Origin of the sequence: Pseudocitrobacter vendiensis, assembly GCF_943590815.1 — a bacterium.
In the GTDB taxonomy this organism is placed as follows: domain Bacteria; phylum Pseudomonadota; class Gammaproteobacteria; order Enterobacterales; family Enterobacteriaceae; genus Pseudocitrobacter; species Pseudocitrobacter vendiensis.
This window is the reverse complement of sequence record NZ_CALSBS010000029.1, coordinates 1-17,559: the sequence shown is the minus strand read 5'-3', so window position 1 is coordinate 17,559 and position 17,559 is coordinate 1. Positions and strand designations below refer to the sequence as shown.

The window sequence follows — 17,559 nt, the reverse complement described above, 5'->3', positions numbered from 1 at the left end:
GTATTGTAGTTTTGAATTGATTTTTGCCCAAAAATGAGTAAAATTTTCGGGCTTTTAATATGACACCGGGCCCCTTCCCTCGATGGGGCCCGGTTGTTCTATTCACACAAGAGGATGTTATGGTAACTATTCGTTTAGCTCGTCACGGCGCTAAAAAGCGTCCGTTCTACCAGGTTGTTGTGACTGACAGCCGTAATGCACGTAACGGTCGCTTCATCGAGCGCGTTGGTTTCTTCAACCCGATCGCTAGCGAAAAAGAAGAAGGCACTCGCCTGGATCTGGATCGCATTGAGCACTGGGTTGGCCAGGGCGCAACTATCTCTGATCGCGTATCTGCGCTGATCAAAGAAGCTAAAAAAGCAGCTTAATCTGTCACGGTGGTCATGATGAGCAAGCAACTCACCGCACAGGCACCTGTTGATCCCATCGTATTGGGCAAAATGGGTTCTTCCTACGGTATCCGTGGTTGGCTCAGAGTGTTTTCCTCCACCGAAGACGCCGAAAGCATTTTTGACTATCAGCCCTGGTTAATCCAGAAGGCGGGTCAGTGGCAGGTTGTTGAGCTGGAAAGCTGGCGCCACCACAATCAGGACATCATCATTAAGCTGAAAGGCGTTGATGATCGCGATACTGCGAATCTGCTGACTAATTGCGAAATTATCGTCGATTCATCGCAGTTGCCGAAACTGGAAGAGGGTGATTACTACTGGAAAGACCTGATGGGCTGCCAGGTAGTCACAACCGAAGGTTACGATCTCGGTAAAGTCATCGATATGATGGAAACCGGTTCGAATGACGTTCTCGTCATTAAGGCAAACCTGAAAGATGCGTTTGGTATCAAGGAACGTCTCGTACCGTTCCTCGATGGGCAGGTTATCAAGAAAGTCGATCTCACTACTCGTTCAATTGAAGTAGATTGGGATCCTGGTTTTTAAACCACCGGATAAACGGTAAAAGACGGCGCTATGTGGATTGGCATAATTAGCCTGTTTCCTGAAATGTTCCGCGCAATTACCGATTACGGGGTAACTGGCCGGGCAGTTAAAAATGGCCTGCTGAGCATCCAGAGCTGGAGTCCTCGTGACTTCACGCATGACCGGCACCGTACCGTGGACGATCGTCCTTACGGCGGCGGACCGGGGATGTTAATGATGGTGCAACCTTTACGGGATGCCATCAATGCAGCAAAAGCCGCGGCAGGTGAAGGCGCAAAGGTGATTTATCTGTCACCTCAGGGACGCAAGCTTGATCAAGCAGGCGTCAGCGAACTGGCAACGAATCAGAAACTGATTCTGGTGTGTGGTCGCTACGAAGGTATTGATGAGCGCGTGATTCAGACCGAAATTGATGAAGAATGGTCAATCGGCGATTACGTTCTCAGCGGTGGTGAGTTACCGGCAATGACGCTGATTGACTCTGTTTCCCGGTTCATTCCGGGTGTACTGGGTCACGAAGCATCGGCAACGGAAGATTCCTTTGCTGACGGGTTGCTGGATTGCCCCCACTATACGCGTCCTGAAGTGTTAGAAGGAATGGAAGTACCGCCAGTATTGCTGTCGGGGAACCATGCCGAGATACGTCGCTGGCGTTTGAAACAGTCGCTGGGCCGCTCCTGGCTTAGAAGACCTGAACTTCTGGAAAACCTGGCTCTGACTGAAGAGCAAGCAAGGTTGCTGGCGGAGTTCCAAAAGGAGCACGCACAACAGCAACATAAACATGATGGGCAAGCGTAATACGCGCCCGATATATCAGTTTACCCAGGATAAGAGATTAAATTATGAGCAACATTATTAAGCAACTTGAACAAGAACAGATGAAGCAGGACGTACCTTCCTTCCGTCCGGGTGATACCGTGGAAGTGAAAGTATGGGTTGTTGAAGGTTCCAAAAAACGTCTGCAGGCATTCGAGGGCGTGGTTATCGCTATTCGTAACCGCGGTCTGCACTCTGCATTCACTGTTCGCAAAATTTCCAACGGCGAAGGCGTTGAGCGTGTCTTCCAGACTCACTCTCCGGTTGTTGACAGCATTGCTGTTAAACGTCGTGGTGCTGTGCGTAAAGCTAAACTGTACTACCTGCGTGAACGTACTGGTAAGTCTGCTCGTATCAAAGAGCGTCTTAACTAAGATTCGCGTAAGCGACATCCTGTTAGAAAAGGGCTGGCCGAAAGGCTGGCCCTTTTTTTTCGCGTCTGGCACTCCGTGTTAACTGTTTTGAGATAATTCATTTACAATACACGCTCCTTATCGGAGGGTATTGTGAGCAGCAATCGGTTTCATGGTGTAGCGCTAAAACGGCACGCGGCCTGGTTCGCGTTGTTCGCTATTGCGTTGATTATCGTGGCCCCGCTTATCTCCGTGTCGCTGCAAAAAGATCCGATGAGCGCGATGCCTGGAATGCACCATGCAATGAGTATGGATGCAGAGCATCACTCCTCTTCCCAGAGTATGCCAGTCGACCATGCCGAAGCCTGCGGCTACTGCGTTTTACTGGCGCATGTGCCGGGGCTGATTCTGACGCTGGTTATTTTGCTGTGTGGGCTGCTGTTGCGCTGCCGTGTCAGGCTGGCGCGGCCTGCGGTTAAACACTGGCACTATTTCCCCTGGCTCTTTCCTGATACCCGCGCGCCGCCAGGCCTGTCTGCTTTTCCCTGTTAAAAAATAATAAATGGCGTCAATGCGCCACGACTCTTTTCGTCTGCATTAAGGAAAAGTATGACAACCTGCACCTCACGGGCGGCATGGGTACACCTGCTGCGTCGCCTGCATTTTTTTATTGGTCTGTGTGTTGGGCCGTTTATCTTCGTGGCGGCGTTAACCGGCACGTTGTATGTCGCTACGCCACAGCTGGAAAATAGGCTCTACCAGCACGCACTGCACGGCACGATGAGCACCGAGCGACTTCCGCTTGCCGATCAAATCGCGGTTGCGCAGCAGGCCTCCGGTGGTGAACTTCGTCTGCATGCGGTTCGTCCGGCGTTGACTGCCGGGGAAACCACCCGAGTGATGTTCGCCGAACCTTCGCTCGGCGAGTCTGAAAGCCGTGCCATTTTCATCGACCCGGTGACGCTGGCCGTCACGGGCGATATGACCGTCTACGGCACCAGCGGTATATTGCCGCTGCGTCAGTGGATTGATTACGCCCACCGTTCATTACTGTTGGGTGATGTGGGGCGACTCTACAGCGAGCTGGCGGCATCATGGATGTGGGTGGCGGCGCTGGGCGGTATTGCGCTGTGGGCCGTTACCCGACCAAAACGCCGTGTTAATAACCGCTTCCAGAACACGCGTCGTGTGCACGTCACGCTTGGCTGGCTACTGCTGGCGGGGATGCTGCTCTTCTCCGTAACCGGGCTGACCTGGTCACAGTGGGCGGGTGGCAACGTCGATAAAATGCGCGCGGCATTCGGCTGGATGACGCCGCAGGTGAATACGCAGCTGCACGGCAAAAAGGAAATGGCAGACCCGCATGCGGAGCATAAAGGCCATATGGCAGCAATGCCTGGCATGTCGCCGCCGGTTATCGCCGGAGAAAAGTTTGATTCCGTACTGGCTGCGGCACAGCGAGCGGGTATTGATGCGTCTTTACTGGAGATTCGCCCGCCGCGCAGTGAGGATCGCGCCTGGACGGTAACGGAAATTGACCGTCGTTGGCCGACCCAGGTGGATGCCGTTGCGGTAGATGGCACATCGCTTGCGATCCTTGACCGCACGCGTTTTGCTGATTTCCCACTGATGGCGAAGCTGACCCGCTGGGGTGTCGATTTCCATATGGGGATTTTATTGGGTTTGCCTAACCAACTGCTGTTGATCGCTTTCGGGTTGGCGCTGTGCGTGGCAATCCTGATGGGATATCGACTCTGGTGGATCAAGCGTCCGGCGCAGGCAGTAGCAGATCCGCTTCAGACCTTGTCTCAGAGCTGGCTGGCGTTATCCTGGGTCGGTCGCCTTATGACGTTGGGGGTTGCTGTCCTGTTTGGGTTCGCGCTACCGGTGATGGGCGTGAGTCTGTTGCTGTTTGTGGTCATTGACTGGCTGCGCTGGAGGAGTCATCAGGGAGCGACGCAAACGCAGCCAGTACAATAAACCTTAAGGGGCGCTGATCACCACCGCGACGCGGCGGTTTTCGGCGCGCCCTTGCGAGGTTTTATTGCTGGCAACCGGGTATTTCTGCCCCAGCCCCTGTGTGGTCAGGTTGCTGCGCGGGATGCGCGCGCCTTCTGCCCAGCTATCGGCGACGGCGTTGGCGCGTTTCAGGGAAAGGGCTTCGTTATAGCTCGCTTCCCCGTAGTTATCCGTGTGTCCGTCCATGCGCAAATGCGTGATCCCGGTTGATGCCAGGCGTGCGGCCATGGTGTGAATTTGCTGCTGGCTATCAGCACGCAGGTGGAAATCGTTTTTGTCGAACAGAATGGTATCAGAGAGGCCGAGTGACCAGTCTCCATTGGTTTCGCTAAAACCGTATGATTTCATGGCGGCAACCTGCTCTGGCGTAAATTTCCCCTGCGGGGCCTGGCAGCCTGCCAGCAGAGTGGTCGATAGCAACGCGGCGACGATGTAACGCTTTAACATTCTCTTTCCTTGCTTCTCATAATGAGTTTTTGGAACGCTGATTTTTCATGACATACATGTTCTTATCGGCAAGTTCCTGTAAATCTTCGACGGAATTATGTTCCCACGTTAAGGCATAGCCGACGCTCAGTGACAGCGGCACATAATGCCCATTGCGTAAATCAAAGGGGCGAATGAACTGCTGCGACAGCGCGGCGCAGATCCGCTGGACTTCATCTTCGCTGTTCACACCCGATAAAATAACCGCAAACTCATCGCCGCCCAGACGATACGCCGCATGGCGATTCCCGCTGAACTCCATCAACCGCTTCGCCGCGTCGATCAACACGCAATCGCCTGCGGCGTGGCCCCAGGTATCATTGATGCGTTTAAAGTTGTCGCCATCGAGGAACAGTAGCGCCGAGCTGGCTTTCATCTGCGGGTTATCCATCAGCGAGGCAATGCGGCTACGAAACGCTGCGCGGTTGGGCAGACCGGTCAGCGCATCATGCAGCGCGGTGCGCAGGAGCTGGGCATTTTTGGCCTGTAGCTTGAGCTGCCACTCCTCCATTTCGTCCAGCAGGCTGTTGAAATCGAGAGCGAAACGGTGAAATTCATCAATGCGTTCGGCGCTGACGCGGCGAGAGAAGTTACGATTTGTGCGCACATCATGTACCACATCGGTAATGCTTTGCAGGGCGGTGACGACGCCTTCGTGCAGATGGCGCGTTATAAGCAGGGCGACCGCCGATGCAAAGACGATACAGGCGGTCAGAACGCCAAGGGATAACCAGATAAAATGGCTGATCAAACTGTCGCGGGCCGTTAAGCGTAACTCACCAATGGTCTGACCGTTGTAAATGATGGGCTGCGTGACAGGTAAAGGGAATAACCATTGGCTGACTAATCTGTTCAGCGCGTCCCGCTTTGCAGACGCATTGTAGTGCCAGTACGCAAAGCGCTTATTGTCGGTGCTTACCACTTCCGCAGTGGCGAAATGCCCCTGCTTGCCCAGCATCGTCAGTGTTTCATTGGCGGCGGTATTGTCCTTAAAGACCAGTGCGGCTTCGAGGCTATGGCTCATGGTCGAACCGGTCAGCTCAAGATTTTTCTGCGCGTACTGCTTCAGCGTCACAATGGATGCGGCGCACAATAGTAGCCAAATCAGCGTCATGGTAATAAATACGTTGGTGACGCTAATACGCCGTAGCGTGCGCTTAAACGTTGGGCGCGGTGGGGTTGAATAGTCCTTATTCATGATTCTTATTCCGTGCGAGCATCAAAACATCCGGATTGACCCTGACACCGCTACGAGAAAGGGAATCGAGGTTTACAGCGAATGTCACTTTATCGGTATTGAATAGCAGACAGAAGGAACTGCCAATACGACATTCGGCGTTTTGTTCGGAAATTAATAATGTTGGCCTCGCGTTAAGCATATTTTGTAATTCCACCTGTTGTTCAGGTGATTCCGAGCCAAAATAGACAGCAGCACAGCCAGCGCTAAGAACATCCTGGCGGGAATGCACCATTACCGGGTGATAGGTAACGGGCGGCCCTTCAGCTGTGCTCAGCGCATCGCGATAACGTGCGGTGCTAAAAATGCAGAGCGTTGGCGGCTGCACAGGCTGCGGCCAGCGGGTGTAACTAATGATACCGGAAACCATTGAACGCACCGATTTCTCTCTATCAGTTAGTGCAGCGGCAAAAAGAGATCTACTAAGAGAAAAAAATATCAATACCAGCAAAAGCGGGTATAAAAGTTTTAAGACCGGGTTGCTCATCGGAATCCGCCGTAAAGCTTTGATTTTTGCGTCCATAATATCTCAGTGCAGACTATCATTTTTCACCTGACCCGTCATTAGATCGTGAAATGGATTACGTATTAGTTAAGTTAAATCTCAGATGAATGATTTGGTGGCGATCACATGCCTGGAAATAAATATATTAAAAGTAAGGATATCTCTTAGTTAATTGATTTTTCAGGCACTCAGTTTGCAATTACAGAGATGTTAAGCAGACATGGCATGCGGGTGAGCCAGTTATCGCCGCGATCGCGGTTATCAGAGGGTTAACATCAGTGGGTGTTGGTTGTAATGATATATTTACAGTTTGAAGCGTTTAAATTTGCCTGAGATAGGTTGGTGTAAACTAATATTTACGTAATTTGGATTGAAATCTTTACTTTTTATGATATTGTTATTTCACCTCACCGAGGAAACCACTATCGCAAACGAGCTATACAGGTAAGCCACCATGCAAAAAGACGCGCTGAATAACGTACATATTACCGATGAACAAATTCTGATTACCCCAGAACAACTGAAAGCGGAATTCCCGCTGAGTGCTGAACAGGAAGCGCAAATCGCGCAGTCACGTAAAACCATCTCTGACATCATCGCCGGGCGCGATCCTCGTCTGCTGGTTGTCTGTGGCCCGTGCTCGATTCACTGCCCTGAAACGGCCATCGAATATGCTCGTCGATTTAAAAGCCTTGCCGAGGAGGTCAGCGATAGCCTCTACCTGGTGATGCGCGTCTATTTTGAAAAACCACGTACGACCGTTGGCTGGAAAGGTCTGATCAACGATCCGCACATGGACGGCTCGTTTGATGTGGAAGGCGGCCTGAAAATTGCGCGTCGTCTGTTGGTGGAACTGGTTAACATGGGCCTGCCGCTGGCAACAGAAGCGCTGGACCCGAACAGCCCGCAATACCTGGGCGATCTGTTTAGCTGGTCTGCAATCGGTGCGCGTACCACCGAATCACAAACTCACCGTGAAATGGCCTCGGGTCTTTCTATGCCGGTAGGCTTTAAAAACGGCACCGATGGCTCACTGGCGACCGCGATTAACGCCATGCGCGCGGCTGCCATGCCGCACCGTTTTGTGGGGATCAATCAGGCCGGCCAGGTTTGCTTACTGCAAACGCAGGGTAACCCGGATGGTCATGTGATTCTGCGCGGCGGTAAATCGCCGAACTACGGGCCAGAAGATGTTGCCCAGTGCGAAAAAGAGATGGAACAGGCGGGACTGAAACCGTCGCTGATGGTAGATTGCAGCCATGGTAATTCCAATAAAGACTACCGCCGTCAGCCTGCGGTGGCGGAATCCGTTGTCGCTCAGATCAAAGACGGTAACCGTTCGATTATCGGCCTGATGATTGAAAGCAACATTCACGAAGGCAATCAGTCTTCTGAACAGCCGCGCGGTGATATGAAGTACGGCGTTTCGGTGACCGATGCCTGCATCAGTTGGGAAACCACCGATGCGCTGCTGCGTGAGTTAGACAAGGATTTACGTGGCCATCTGGCAGCACGACTGGCGTAAGAGGATTGTATGGTTGCTGAACTGACCGCGCTGCGCGATCAAATTGATGAAGTGGATAAGGCGTTGCTGGGTTTACTGGCACGTCGCCTTGAACTGGTGGCTGAAGTTGGCGAGGTCAAAAGCAAATATGGCCTGCCGATTTATGTTCCCGAGCGTGAAGCGACGATGCTTGCCTCGCGTCGGGAAGAGGCCGCATCGATTGGCGTTCCGCCCGATTTGATTGAAGATGTCCTGCGTCGCGTGATGCGTGAGTCGTACTCCAGCGAAAACGACAAAGGCTTCAAAACGCTGCATCCTGAGCTGCGCCCTGTCGTTATCGTCGGCGGTGGCGGGCAGATGGGGCGTTTGTTTGAAAAAATGCTTAATCTTTCCGGCTACCAGGTTCGCATTCTCGAACGCGACGACTGGTCGCGCGCACAGGAGATTGTTGCCGGTGCGGGTATGGTGATCGTCAGCGTGCCGATTCATGTCACCGAGCAGATCATCGCGAAGCTGCCGCCGTTGCCTGCCGACTGCATTCTGGTTGACCTGGCGTCGGTGAAAGCCGGGCCGTTACAGGCGATGCTGGAAGCGCATCCGGGCCCGGTTGTCGGTCTACACCCGATGTTCGGGCCAGACAGCGGCAGCCTGGCGAAACAGGTGGTGGTGTACTGTGACGGGCGTCAGCCGGAAGCGTACCAGTGGTTCCTTGAGCAAATTCAGGTTTGGGGGGCGCGTCTGCATCGCATCAGCGCTGTCGAGCATGATCAGAACATGGCCCTTATTCAGGCGCTGCGCCACTTCGCGACCTTTGCTTACGGCCTGCATCTGGCGGAAGAGAATGTGCAGCTGGAACAGTTGCTGGCTCTCTCTTCGCCTATCTATCGCCTGGAACTGGCGATGGTTGGCCGACTGTTTGCCCAGGATCCGCAGCTTTACGCCGACATTATTATGTCTTCCGGCAATAATCTGGCGCTGATTAAGCGTTACTACCAACGTTTTGGTGAGGCCATCAGCCTGCTGGAGCAGAATGATAAACAGGCATTTATCGACAGCTTCCGCAAAGTGGAGCACTGGTTTGGTGATTACGCACAGCGCTTCCAGAGTGAAAGTCGCACCTTGCTGCGCCAGGCCAACGACAGTCGCGCCTAAGAGCGTCGTCACACATAGCGGCAATAAATTCTGTATATACTTAAAAGCCAGAGGGGGAACCCGCTGGCTTTTTTATAGGGATGAGACGCATGACTGAGCCACAACCGTTATTTGATTATGCCGGACACCTGCCGGAATGCCCCACCTGGAGCGAGTCGGAACAGGCGCTATACTGGGCCGATATCCTGGAATACGAAATCCATCGCTATCATCCGCAAAGCGGCGAGCATCAGGTTTTGCAGTTTCCTGAAGAGGTCGGCTGTTTCGCATTGCGCGAAAAGGGTGGGTTTATTGTGGCGCTACGCAGCGCCATCTGGCTGGCGGATAAGCATGGTCTGCTGGTGCGCAAAATTTGCGATAACCCCAGCAACCCGGCGCTGGCCCGCTTCAATGACGGCGGTACGGACCGGGACGGCCGTTTCTACGCCGGGACATTCTGGGGGCCGGGCGATTACAACGGCGCGTTGCTGGTACGAATCGCAAATGATTTGACGCCAAAAGTGGTGCAGTGTGATATCCACGGTGCCAATGGCCTGGCGTTCAGCGCGGATAAACGCTGGATGTACACCTCGGATACGCCGAACGCGGTGATATATCGGACGCCGCTTGATGACGACGGCGAACCGGGTAGGCGTGAAATCTTTCATCTATTTGCGGCCGGGGAGGGGATTCCGGACGGCGCGGCGGTCGATGAAGAAGGCTGTTACTGGAGTGCGCTGTTTGATGGCTGGCGTATTGCGCGTTTTTCCCCGCAGGGTGAACAACTGGAAGAGTACCGAATGCCGGTGCGCTGCCCAACCATGGTCTGTTTTGGCGGGCCAGATATGCGCACGCTTTTTATTACCACCACGCGGGAAAACATGTCGGCGGAAGAAGTGGCGCAGTATCCCCTTTCCGGTGCCATCTTCACCCTGCCCGTCAGCGTGGCAGGAATGAAGAAGTTACCGTTTATTGAGCGTTAAGCTGGATCAACCGGAACGACGTTCTCGCTCGGATAACAGCCCAGCACTTTCATGGAGCGGGTAATTTTGCCCAGCTCCTTGAGCGCTTTTTGCATCGATTCCGATTCCAGGTTGGCCTGAATATCGAGATAAAACATCTCTTCCCACGGGTTGCCATGAATCGGGCGGGATTCCAGTTTGGTCATGATCAGGTGATGGTTGCGCAGCACCAGCAGTGCTTCTACCAGTGCGCCCGCCTGTTGACCAGTCGCCATCAGCAATGTGGTTTTTGCCGGAACCTGGTCTGAGACATCAATCGCTTTACGCGCCAGCACGATGAAGCGGGTAATGTTTTGCGTCTGATTGGCTTCAATACGTTCCAGAACCTGCAAGCCGTGCAGCGCGCCGCCGGCTTCGCTGCCTAGCGCAGCCACACGCGGTGAATTGGCCTGCGCCACTTTCTCCATCGCTGCCGAGGTACTTTCGGTGTACTCAATTTTCCAGTGCGGGTAGCGGGCAAGGAATTTGCTGCACTGCTGGAACGGCTGCGGATGGCTGTAGACCGTGTCGATAGTGTCGAGATCCGTCGATCCGGATACCAGTACGCAGTGATCGATAACGATCGTCATTTCACCCACGATTGAGAGGCTGGTGTGTTGCAGCAGATCGTAGACGTCGTTAATGGCACCTGAGCTGGTGTTTTCAATCGGCACCACGGCGTAATCAGCCTGGCCCGTTTCCACATGATTAAAGATATCGGCAAATTTCGCGCAGCCGCTTTCAATAAATTGCTCGAAATGGCGTGCGGCATACTGGCGCGCTGCAAGGTGTGAATAAGAGCCCTTTGGCCCCAGGAAGGCGATACGCGCAGAGTGCGGATTGATTTTATTAAGATGCTGCTGAAGCAACGCCTGCTGCGTGAGGACGGAATCTTCGATGATAAGCTGGAACAGGCGGGTGATGTAGTGAGCGTCAAGATGGTGCGTTTTACCCAGCGCAATCAGACGTTCCAGCAGGTCACGCTCGCGGTCAATGTCGCGAACCGGGCGATGGGAGGCCAGCTTCGCTTTGCCGACTTCCACTGCCAGACCACGACGCTCGGCCAGCAGCGTCAGTAATTTTTCATCCAGCGCGCTTATCTTGTCGCGCAGAGCCAGTAACGGGTTTTCCGCTGTCATAGTTGTGCCTTTATTGTTATCAATCTTGCCAATAAAAAAGGCCCCCCGGAGTGGGAGGCCTTATTGTTCGTCTTCGCATTCTTTATCTTACGACGAAACGCCTCCCGTTCAGGGGAAGGTAAAAAAGAATGCGAAGAAAAACAGAACAGATTTCACGAATGATGATTCCTTACAGTGTGTCAGGTAACAGTACCTGCTCCGTTTTCCTTCTGTCAATAAAAAACGCGCCCGAAGGCGCGTTGGCGATACACTCAAAGTTCAGTTTTACTCTTCTTCAACTTCTTCGAAGCTTGCGTCTTTCACCGATGTTGTGGCGCGACGGGCTTCCCCTTTGTGTTGCACCTTATTGAGCTGCCGTTCCAGCTTGTTGATCAATTCGTTGATTGCAGCATACATATCTTCATGCTTGGCGCTGGCAACCAGAAGCCCGTTCGGCGTGTTCATGGTAGCGTCAGCGATAAAACCCTGCGGCTCCTTGGACAGGATGATGTGCGGGTTAATAATATGAGTTTGCCATTTTTCTAATTTGGCTAGACGGTCTGCGACATGTTGGCGGATGGCCGGAGTAATTTCCATTTGTTTGCTGGTAATGTTCATTGTCATAAATTTTACCTCTTGTCTTTCCGTCTTGGTGATTCCAGCATACCTTTCCTAATGTCAAAATGTGTGATTTAAATCACGTTTTTTTGTCACTTTTTGTCAAGGAAACTGTTTTGTGAGGCAGGGCAGGAACAGGCGATCTTTTCCTTGTCGAAAGGGAAAAAGGCGGTCATATTTGATGAGATGACTTGCCGCTAAAGCGGTTCAGCGGGCAGGTGAAACGGATAAAAAAACGGCAGCCCGAGGGCTGCCGTTTTGCTTGCGTTCGAAATCAGGATTGCGTGCTGCTGCTGTTTGCCGCAATGATTTTCGCGACTTTGTCAGCCTGCGCCGTCATTTGCATCTGACGGTACGCGTTTTCCATTTTCGGTAGCGCATCGCGAGTGGCCTGTGTATCCGGGAAATCGCGCAGCATGTTTTCAACGCGGTTTACCACGGCAACCCATGCGCCACGGTCAGTGTAGTAATCAACGACCGACAGCTCGTACTTGGCCAGGCGATCTTTCAGGAACACCAGACGTTTGTTCGCATCCGTGACGTACTGGCTGTTCGGATAGCCGCGAACCAGTTTAGAGAAGTCATTGAAGGCGTCACGCGCGTGCTGCGGATCGCGGTCAGAGCGGTCAACCCCGAAGAAGCCTTGCAGTGCACTGTCATCCAGCGCCATGTTGGTCAGGCCACGCATATACATGACATAATCAATGTTTGGGTGCGTCGGGTTAAGACGAATAAAACGGTCGATGGCCGCCTGAGCCAGTGGAAGATCGGCATTTTTATAGTACGCGTAGATCAGATCCAGCTGTACCTGCTGAGAGTACGGACCAAACGGATAACGGTTATCCAACGCTTCCAGTTGCGTTATCGCTTGTTTCCAGTTACCGTCCTGCAACTTTTGTTGAGCGGTCGCGTAAATCTCATTTGGCGGATTATCAGGTACTTCTTCCTTTGAACCCGAGCAACCCGCCAAAAACAGGCTCAACGTGGCGGCTGCCACCAGATATTTCATGCGCGTCATGACGTTTTGACTTTCCTCAAAATGTTTTACGGGAGATTCTCTGTTCCTGCTCCCGGTTAAGACCAGCTACAATAGCACACTATATTAAACGGCAAAGCCGTAAAAACCCAACGTTAACGAAGAAGCTGTATATGGCACAACGAGTAGAACTCACCGCAACGGTCTCCGAAAACCAACTTGGTCAACGCTTAGATCAAGCTTTGGCCGAATTGTTCCCTGATTATTCGCGATCTCGCATAAAAGAATGGATTCTTGACCAGCGCGTGCAGGTTAATGGTCAAATTTGCGACAAACCGAAAGAAAAAGTGTTGGGGGGCGAGACCGTCGCCATCAACGCGGAGATTGACGAAGATATCCGTTTTGAACCTCAGGATATTCCACTGAACATCGTCTATGAAGACGATGACATTATTGTCATCAACAAACCGCGTGACCTGGTGGTGCACCCTGGTGCCGGTAATCCGGATGGCACAGTGCTTAACGCGCTGCTGCATTATTATCCGCCGATTGCCGATGTGCCGCGTGCGGGTATTGTCCATCGTCTGGATAAAGACACCACGGGCCTGATGGTTGTGGCGAAAACCGTTCCGGCGCAAACGCGTCTGGTGGAATCGCTGCAACTGCGTGAAATCACCCGTGAATATGAAGCGGTGGCGATTGGTCACATGACAGCGGGCGGTACGGTTGAAGAGCCGATTAGCCGTCACCCAACCAAACGTACGCATATGGCGGTGCATCCGATGGGTAAACCCGCGGTCACGCACTATCGCATCATGGAACACTTCCGTGTGCACACGCGTCTGCGGCTGCGTCTTGAAACAGGACGTACGCACCAGATCCGCGTGCACATGGCCCATATCACGCACCCGCTGGTGGGCGATCAGGTTTACGGCGGGCGTCCGCGTCCACCAAAAGGCGCGTCGGATGAGTTCATCTCCGCGCTGCGTAAATTTGATCGTCAGGCACTGCATGCCACCATGCTGCGCCTTTATCATCCAATCACCGGTATTGAAATGGAATGGCATGCGCCAATTCCGCAGGATATGGTCGATCTTATCGACGCGATGCGCGCCGATTTTGAAGAACATAAGGACGATGTGGACTGGTTATGACATCATTGATTATCCCGCAGTGGCCGCAGCCGAAGCGCGTGGCATCCTGTAGTTCCACCCGTAAAGGCGGTGTGAGTCAAGCGCCTTACGATTCGCTGAATCTGGGCGCGCATTGCGGTGATAATCCAGACGATGTCGAAGAGAATCGCCGCCGCTTGTTTGCAGCGGGCGGCTTACCAGCTAATCCCGTCTGGCTTGAACAGGTTCACGGTAAAGATGTACTGCGCTTAAGCGGCGGGCCGTATGAATCAAAACGTGCCGATGCCTCATACAGCAATACGCCGGGCACCGTTTGTGCGGTGATGACCGCCGATTGTCTTCCGGTACTGTTCTGTAATCTCGACGGAACAGAAGTGGCTGCGGCGCATGCAGGCTGGCGCGGGCTGTGTGAAGGCGTGCTGGAAGAAACCGTTGCCTGCTTTAACGATCGCCCAGAAAATATCATGGCGTGGCTTGGCCCGGCGATTGGCCCAACGGCGTTTGAAGTGGGGCCGGAAGTGCGTGACGCCTTTATGGCGAAAGACCTTCAGGCAACTGCCGCGTTTCGCGCGGCGGGCGAAAAGTACTATGCTGATATTTATCTACTGGCGCGTCAGCGTCTGGGTAATGTCGGTGTGCAGCGCATCTACGGCGGTGACCGCTGTACCTTCAGCCAAAACGATGATTTTTTCTCATATCGTCGTGACCGTACTACAGGTCGTATGGCAAGTTTCATTTGGCTGATATAACCTAAAGAATCAAGACGATCCAGAAGGCTGACTTATTTTTCGCATTAAACAGGTCATTAACCTTGAATAATTGAGGGATGACCTCATTTAATCTCCAGTAGCAAAATTGACCTGTTATGGGAGGAATTATGCGTCTGGATCGTCTTACTAACAAATTCCAGCTTGCTCTCGCCGATGCCCAGTCTCTCGCACTGGGGCACGACAACCAGTTTATCGAACCACTTCATTTAATGAGCGCCTTACTGAATCAGGAAGGGGGTTCGATTCGTCCTTTGTTAACCACTGCCGGCATTAATGCGGGCCAGCTTCGCACGGCTATCGATCAGGCATTAAGCCGATTACCGCAGGTGGAAGGCACCGGCGGCGACGTCCAGCCTTCGCAGGATCTGGTGCGTGTGCTGAATCTTTGCGACAAACTGGCGCAAAAACAGGGCGACAACTTTATTTCGTCAGAACTGTTTGTTCTGGCCGCGCTTGAGTCTCGCGGCTCACTGGCCGACCTGCTGAAATCTGCAGGGGCGACGACCGCCAACATTACTCAGGCGATTCAACAGATGCGCGGAGGGGAGAGCGTGAACGATCAAAATGCCGAAGACCAACGTCAGGCATTGAAAAAATATACCGTCGACCTGACCGAGCGTGCCGAGCAGGGCAAGCTTGACCCGGTCATCGGTCGTGATGAAGAAATTCGCCGCACCATTCAGGTGCTGCAACGTCGTACTAAAAATAACCCGGTGCTGATTGGTGAACCTGGCGTTGGTAAAACAGCCATCGTCGAAGGGCTGGCGCAGCGTATCGTGAATGGTGAAGTGCCGGAAGGGCTGAAAGGCCGCCGCGTACTGGCGCTGGATATGGGCGCGCTGGTGGCCGGGGCGAAATATCGCGGTGAGTTTGAAGAACGTCTGAAAGGCGTGCTGAACGATCTGTCGAAACAGGAAGGCAACGTCATTCTGTTTATCGATGAGCTGCACACCATGGTGGGCGCAGGTAAAGCCGATGGCGCAATGGACGCCGGGAACATGCTGAAACCGGCGCTGGCCCGTGGTGAACTGCACTGCGTGGGCGCGACCACCCTTGATGAATATCGCCAGTACATTGAAAAAGATGCGGCGCTGGAACGTCGTTTCCAGAAAGTGTTTGTGGCAGAACCGTCCGTTGAAGATACCATCGCGATCCTGCGTGGCCTGAAAGAACGTTATGAGCTGCATCACCACGTGCAAATCACCGACCCGGCTATTGTCGCGGCGGCAACGCTTTCCCATCGTTATATTGCCGACCGTCAGTTGCCGGATAAAGCGATTGACCTGATTGATGAAGCGGCGTCCAGCATTCGTATGCAGATTGACTCGAAGCCGGAAGAACTCGACCGCCTCGATCGCCGTATCATTCAGTTGAAACTGGAACAGCAGGCGCTGAAGAAAGAGTCTGACGAAGCCAGCCTGAAACGTCTCGACATGCTGAATGATGAGCTTGAAGACAAAGAACGCCAGTATTCAGTATTAGAAGAAGAGTGGAAGGCAGAGAAAGCTTCGCTTTCCGGTACGCAGACGATTAAAGCAGAGCTTGAGCAGGCGAAAATCGCCATTGAGCAGGCGCGCCGCGTGGGTGACCTGGGGCGGATGTCTGAACTGCAGTACGGTAAAATTCCGGAACTGGAGAAACAGCTGGCGGCGGCGACCCAGTCCGAAGGTAAAACTATGCGTCTGCTGCGTAACCGTGTAACGGATGCGGAAATCGCCGAAGTGTTGGCACGCTGGACCGGGATCCCGGTTGCGCGCATGCTGGAAGGCGAGCGCGAAAAACTGCTGCGTATGGAGCAAGACCTGCATAGCCGGGTGATTGGTCAGAACGAAGCGGTGGAAGCGGTATCGAACGCGATTCGCCGTAGCCGTGCCGGGCTCTCCGATCCTAACCGTCCAATCGGTTCGTTCCTGTTCCTGGGGCCAACCGGTGTTGGTAAAACGGAGCTGTGTAAGGCGCTGGCGAACTTTATGTTCGATAGCGATGATGCGATGGTGCGTATCGATATGTCCGAGTTTATGGAGAAACACTCCGTGTCTCGTCTGGTTGGTGCGCCTCCGGGATATGTCGGTTATGAAGAAGGCGGCTATCTGACCGAAGCCGTACGCCGTCGCCCATACTCAGTCATCCTGCTGGATGAAGTAGAGAAAGCGCACCCGGATGTGTTTAACATTCTGCTGCAGGTGCTGGACGATGGTCGTCTGACCGACGGGCAGGGGAGGACGGTCGACTTCCGTAATACGGTAGTGATTATGACCTCTAACCTGGGTTCTGATCTGATTCAGGAACGCTTTGGTGAGCTGGATTACGGTCATATGAAAGATCTGGTGCTGGGCGTGGTCAGTCAGAGCTTCCGTCCGGAATTCATCAACCGTATTGATGAAGTGGTTGTGTTCCATCCGCTGGGTGAAGCACACATAGCCTCAATTGCACAGATTCAGCTGCAACGTCTGTACAAACGTCTGGAAGAGCGCGGTTATGAAACGCAGATCTCCGATGAGGCGCTGCATCTGTTGAGTAAAAACGGTTATGACCCGGTATATGGCGCGCGTCCGTTGAAACGCGCTATTCAGCAGCAAATTGAAAACCCGCTGGCGCAGCAAATCTTATCCGGTGAGCTGGTTCCTGGGAAAACGATACGTCTGGACGTTAAAGACGATCATATTGTGGCAGTGCAGTAAGTCACAAAAATGCAAAAACGGGCCCTCAGGGGCTCGTTTTTGTTTATAAACCAGGGAAGAATAAGTAAATTGAATGAAAAGTGAGCGATTGAGAAGTTTTTTGTATTTTATGCTTGCGAGATCTCAATTACTCCCTATAATGCGCCCCCACTGACACGGAACAACGGCCAACATGCCGCCGGGTCAACAGAGTGAAAATAAACCTTGACTCTGTAGCGGGATGGCGTATTATGCACACCCCGCGCCGCTGAGAAAAAGCGAAGCGGCACTGCTCTT

Annotated in this window: 19 protein-coding genes and 1 other annotated feature; of the genes, 12 read left to right on the top strand and 7 right to left on the bottom strand. The window is 53.1% G+C overall.

Annotation, left to right across the window (positions count from 1 at the left end; all coding sequences use genetic code 11):
* Positions 1-119: 119 nt before the first annotated feature.
* From rpsP to NMC31_RS21640, 6 genes are all read left to right on the top strand, one after another.
* On the top strand, positions 120-368 hold the full coding sequence (gene rpsP / locus NMC31_RS21665) for a 30S ribosomal protein S16 (RefSeq protein ID WP_041686193.1): 249 nt from the start codon (positions 120-122) through the stop codon (positions 366-368).
* 18 nt (positions 369-386) lie between these two features.
* Complete coding sequence (rimM, locus tag NMC31_RS21660) at positions 387-935, top strand: ribosome maturation factor RimM (RefSeq protein ID WP_253899060.1); 549 nt, start codon at positions 387-389, stop codon at positions 933-935.
* 30 nt (positions 936-965) lie between these two features.
* On the top strand, positions 966-1,733 hold the full coding sequence (gene trmD, locus NMC31_RS21655; protein ID WP_015963360.1) for a tRNA (guanosine(37)-N1)-methyltransferase TrmD: 768 nt from the start codon (positions 966-968) through the stop codon (positions 1,731-1,733).
* A 44-nt stretch (positions 1,734-1,777) separates the two neighbouring features.
* Complete coding sequence (gene rplS, locus NMC31_RS21650) at positions 1,778-2,125, top strand: 50S ribosomal protein L19 (protein WP_002914145.1); 348 nt, start codon at positions 1,778-1,780, stop codon at positions 2,123-2,125.
* 132 nt (positions 2,126-2,257) lie between these two features.
* Entirely contained in the window at positions 2,258-2,656 is a 399-nt protein-coding gene (locus NMC31_RS21645; protein ID WP_253899050.1) for a DUF2946 domain-containing protein, read from the top strand.
* Positions 2,657-2,713: 57 nt separating this feature from the next.
* The gene (locus NMC31_RS21640; protein WP_253899049.1) at positions 2,714-4,084 is read left to right on the top strand and encodes a PepSY-associated TM helix domain-containing protein; all 1,371 of its coding nucleotides are present in this window, start codon (positions 2,714-2,716) and stop codon (positions 4,082-4,084) included.
* A gap of 3 nt (positions 4,085-4,087) precedes the next feature.
* Here NMC31_RS21640 and NMC31_RS21635 read toward each other — a convergent pair whose 3' ends face one another.
* From NMC31_RS21635 to yfiR, 3 genes are read right to left on the bottom strand one after another with little or no spacing between them, the layout of a single operon-like run.
* Positions 4,088-4,570 carry an OmpA family protein gene (locus tag NMC31_RS21635; protein WP_253899048.1) on the bottom strand — a complete coding sequence of 161 codons (483 nt, stop codon included), beginning with the start codon at positions 4,568-4,570 and terminating at the stop codon, positions 4,088-4,090.
* 16 nt (positions 4,571-4,586) lie between these two features.
* A complete protein-coding gene (dgcN, locus tag NMC31_RS21630) occupies positions 4,587-5,807 on the bottom strand; it encodes a diguanylate cyclase DgcN/YfiN (RefSeq protein ID WP_253899047.1) in 1,221 nt (406 codons plus the stop codon).
* Entirely contained in the window at positions 5,800-6,333 is a 534-nt protein-coding gene (gene yfiR / locus NMC31_RS21625; RefSeq protein WP_495553254.1) for a regulatory sequestration protein YfiR, read from the bottom strand. Before yfiR ends, dgcN begins: the two co-directional genes overlap by 8 nt.
* 472 nt (positions 6,334-6,805) lie before the next feature.
* On the opposite strand from yfiR, the gene aroF reads away from it, so the two are divergent.
* The 3 genes from aroF to NMC31_RS21610 all read left to right on the top strand — a co-directional run bounded on the left by aroF (position 6,806) and on the right by NMC31_RS21610 (position 9,969).
* On the top strand, positions 6,806-7,876 hold the full coding sequence (gene aroF, locus NMC31_RS21620; protein ID WP_149461732.1) for a 3-deoxy-7-phosphoheptulonate synthase AroF: 1,071 nt from the start codon (positions 6,806-6,808) through the stop codon (positions 7,874-7,876).
* A gap of 9 nt (positions 7,877-7,885) precedes the next feature.
* The gene (gene tyrA, locus NMC31_RS21615) at positions 7,886-9,007 is read left to right on the top strand and encodes a bifunctional chorismate mutase/prephenate dehydrogenase (protein ID WP_253899045.1); all 1,122 of its coding nucleotides are present in this window, start codon (positions 7,886-7,888) and stop codon (positions 9,005-9,007) included.
* 89 nt (positions 9,008-9,096) lie between these two features.
* Positions 9,097-9,969, top strand: coding sequence for an SMP-30/gluconolactonase/LRE family protein (locus NMC31_RS21610; RefSeq protein WP_253899044.1), 873 nt, complete (start codon positions 9,097-9,099; stop codon positions 9,967-9,969).
* Here NMC31_RS21610 and pheA read toward each other — a convergent pair.
* The 4 genes from pheA to bamD form a co-directional block, all read right to left on the bottom strand.
* Positions 9,966-11,126, bottom strand: coding sequence for a bifunctional chorismate mutase/prephenate dehydratase (gene pheA, locus NMC31_RS21605; protein ID WP_015963369.1), 1,161 nt, complete (start codon positions 11,124-11,126; stop codon positions 9,966-9,968). The two genes, NMC31_RS21610 and pheA, sit on opposite strands and share 4 nt — an antisense overlap.
* Before the next feature lie 31 nt (positions 11,127-11,157).
* Positions 11,158-11,283 (bottom strand) — a sequence feature (Phe leader region).
* Positions 11,235-11,282 carry a pheA operon leader peptide PheL gene (gene pheL / locus NMC31_RS21600; protein WP_199538682.1) on the bottom strand — a complete coding sequence of 16 codons (48 nt, stop codon included), beginning with the start codon at positions 11,280-11,282 and terminating at the stop codon, positions 11,235-11,237. Its footprint overlaps the feature before it by 48 nt.
* Positions 11,284-11,390: 107 nt before the next feature.
* A complete protein-coding gene (gene raiA / locus NMC31_RS21595) occupies positions 11,391-11,729 on the bottom strand; it encodes a ribosome-associated translation inhibitor RaiA (RefSeq protein ID WP_015963370.1) in 339 nt (112 codons plus the stop codon).
* 268 nt (positions 11,730-11,997) lie between these two features.
* The gene (bamD, locus tag NMC31_RS21590; RefSeq protein WP_149461735.1) at positions 11,998-12,741 is read right to left on the bottom strand and encodes an outer membrane protein assembly factor BamD; all 744 of its coding nucleotides are present in this window, start codon (positions 12,739-12,741) and stop codon (positions 11,998-12,000) included.
* 131 nt (positions 12,742-12,872) lie between these two features.
* On the opposite strand from bamD, the gene rluD reads away from it, so the two are divergent.
* The 3 genes from rluD (at position 12,873) to clpB (ending at position 17,283) form a co-directional block, all read left to right on the top strand.
* On the top strand, positions 12,873-13,853 hold the full coding sequence (gene rluD / locus NMC31_RS21585; RefSeq protein WP_253899043.1) for a 23S rRNA pseudouridine(1911/1915/1917) synthase RluD: 981 nt from the start codon (positions 12,873-12,875) through the stop codon (positions 13,851-13,853).
* Positions 13,850-14,581 (top strand): purine nucleoside phosphorylase YfiH, encoded by a 732-nt coding sequence (gene yfiH / locus NMC31_RS21580; protein ID WP_253899042.1) that lies wholly within the window; start codon positions 13,850-13,852, stop codon positions 14,579-14,581. Before rluD ends, yfiH begins: the two co-directional genes overlap by 4 nt.
* A gap of 128 nt (positions 14,582-14,709) precedes the next feature.
* Positions 14,710-17,283 carry an ATP-dependent chaperone ClpB gene (gene clpB / locus NMC31_RS21575; RefSeq protein WP_253899041.1) on the top strand — a complete coding sequence of 858 codons (2,574 nt, stop codon included), beginning with the start codon at positions 14,710-14,712 and terminating at the stop codon, positions 17,281-17,283.
* Positions 17,284-17,559: the final 276 nt, after the last annotated feature.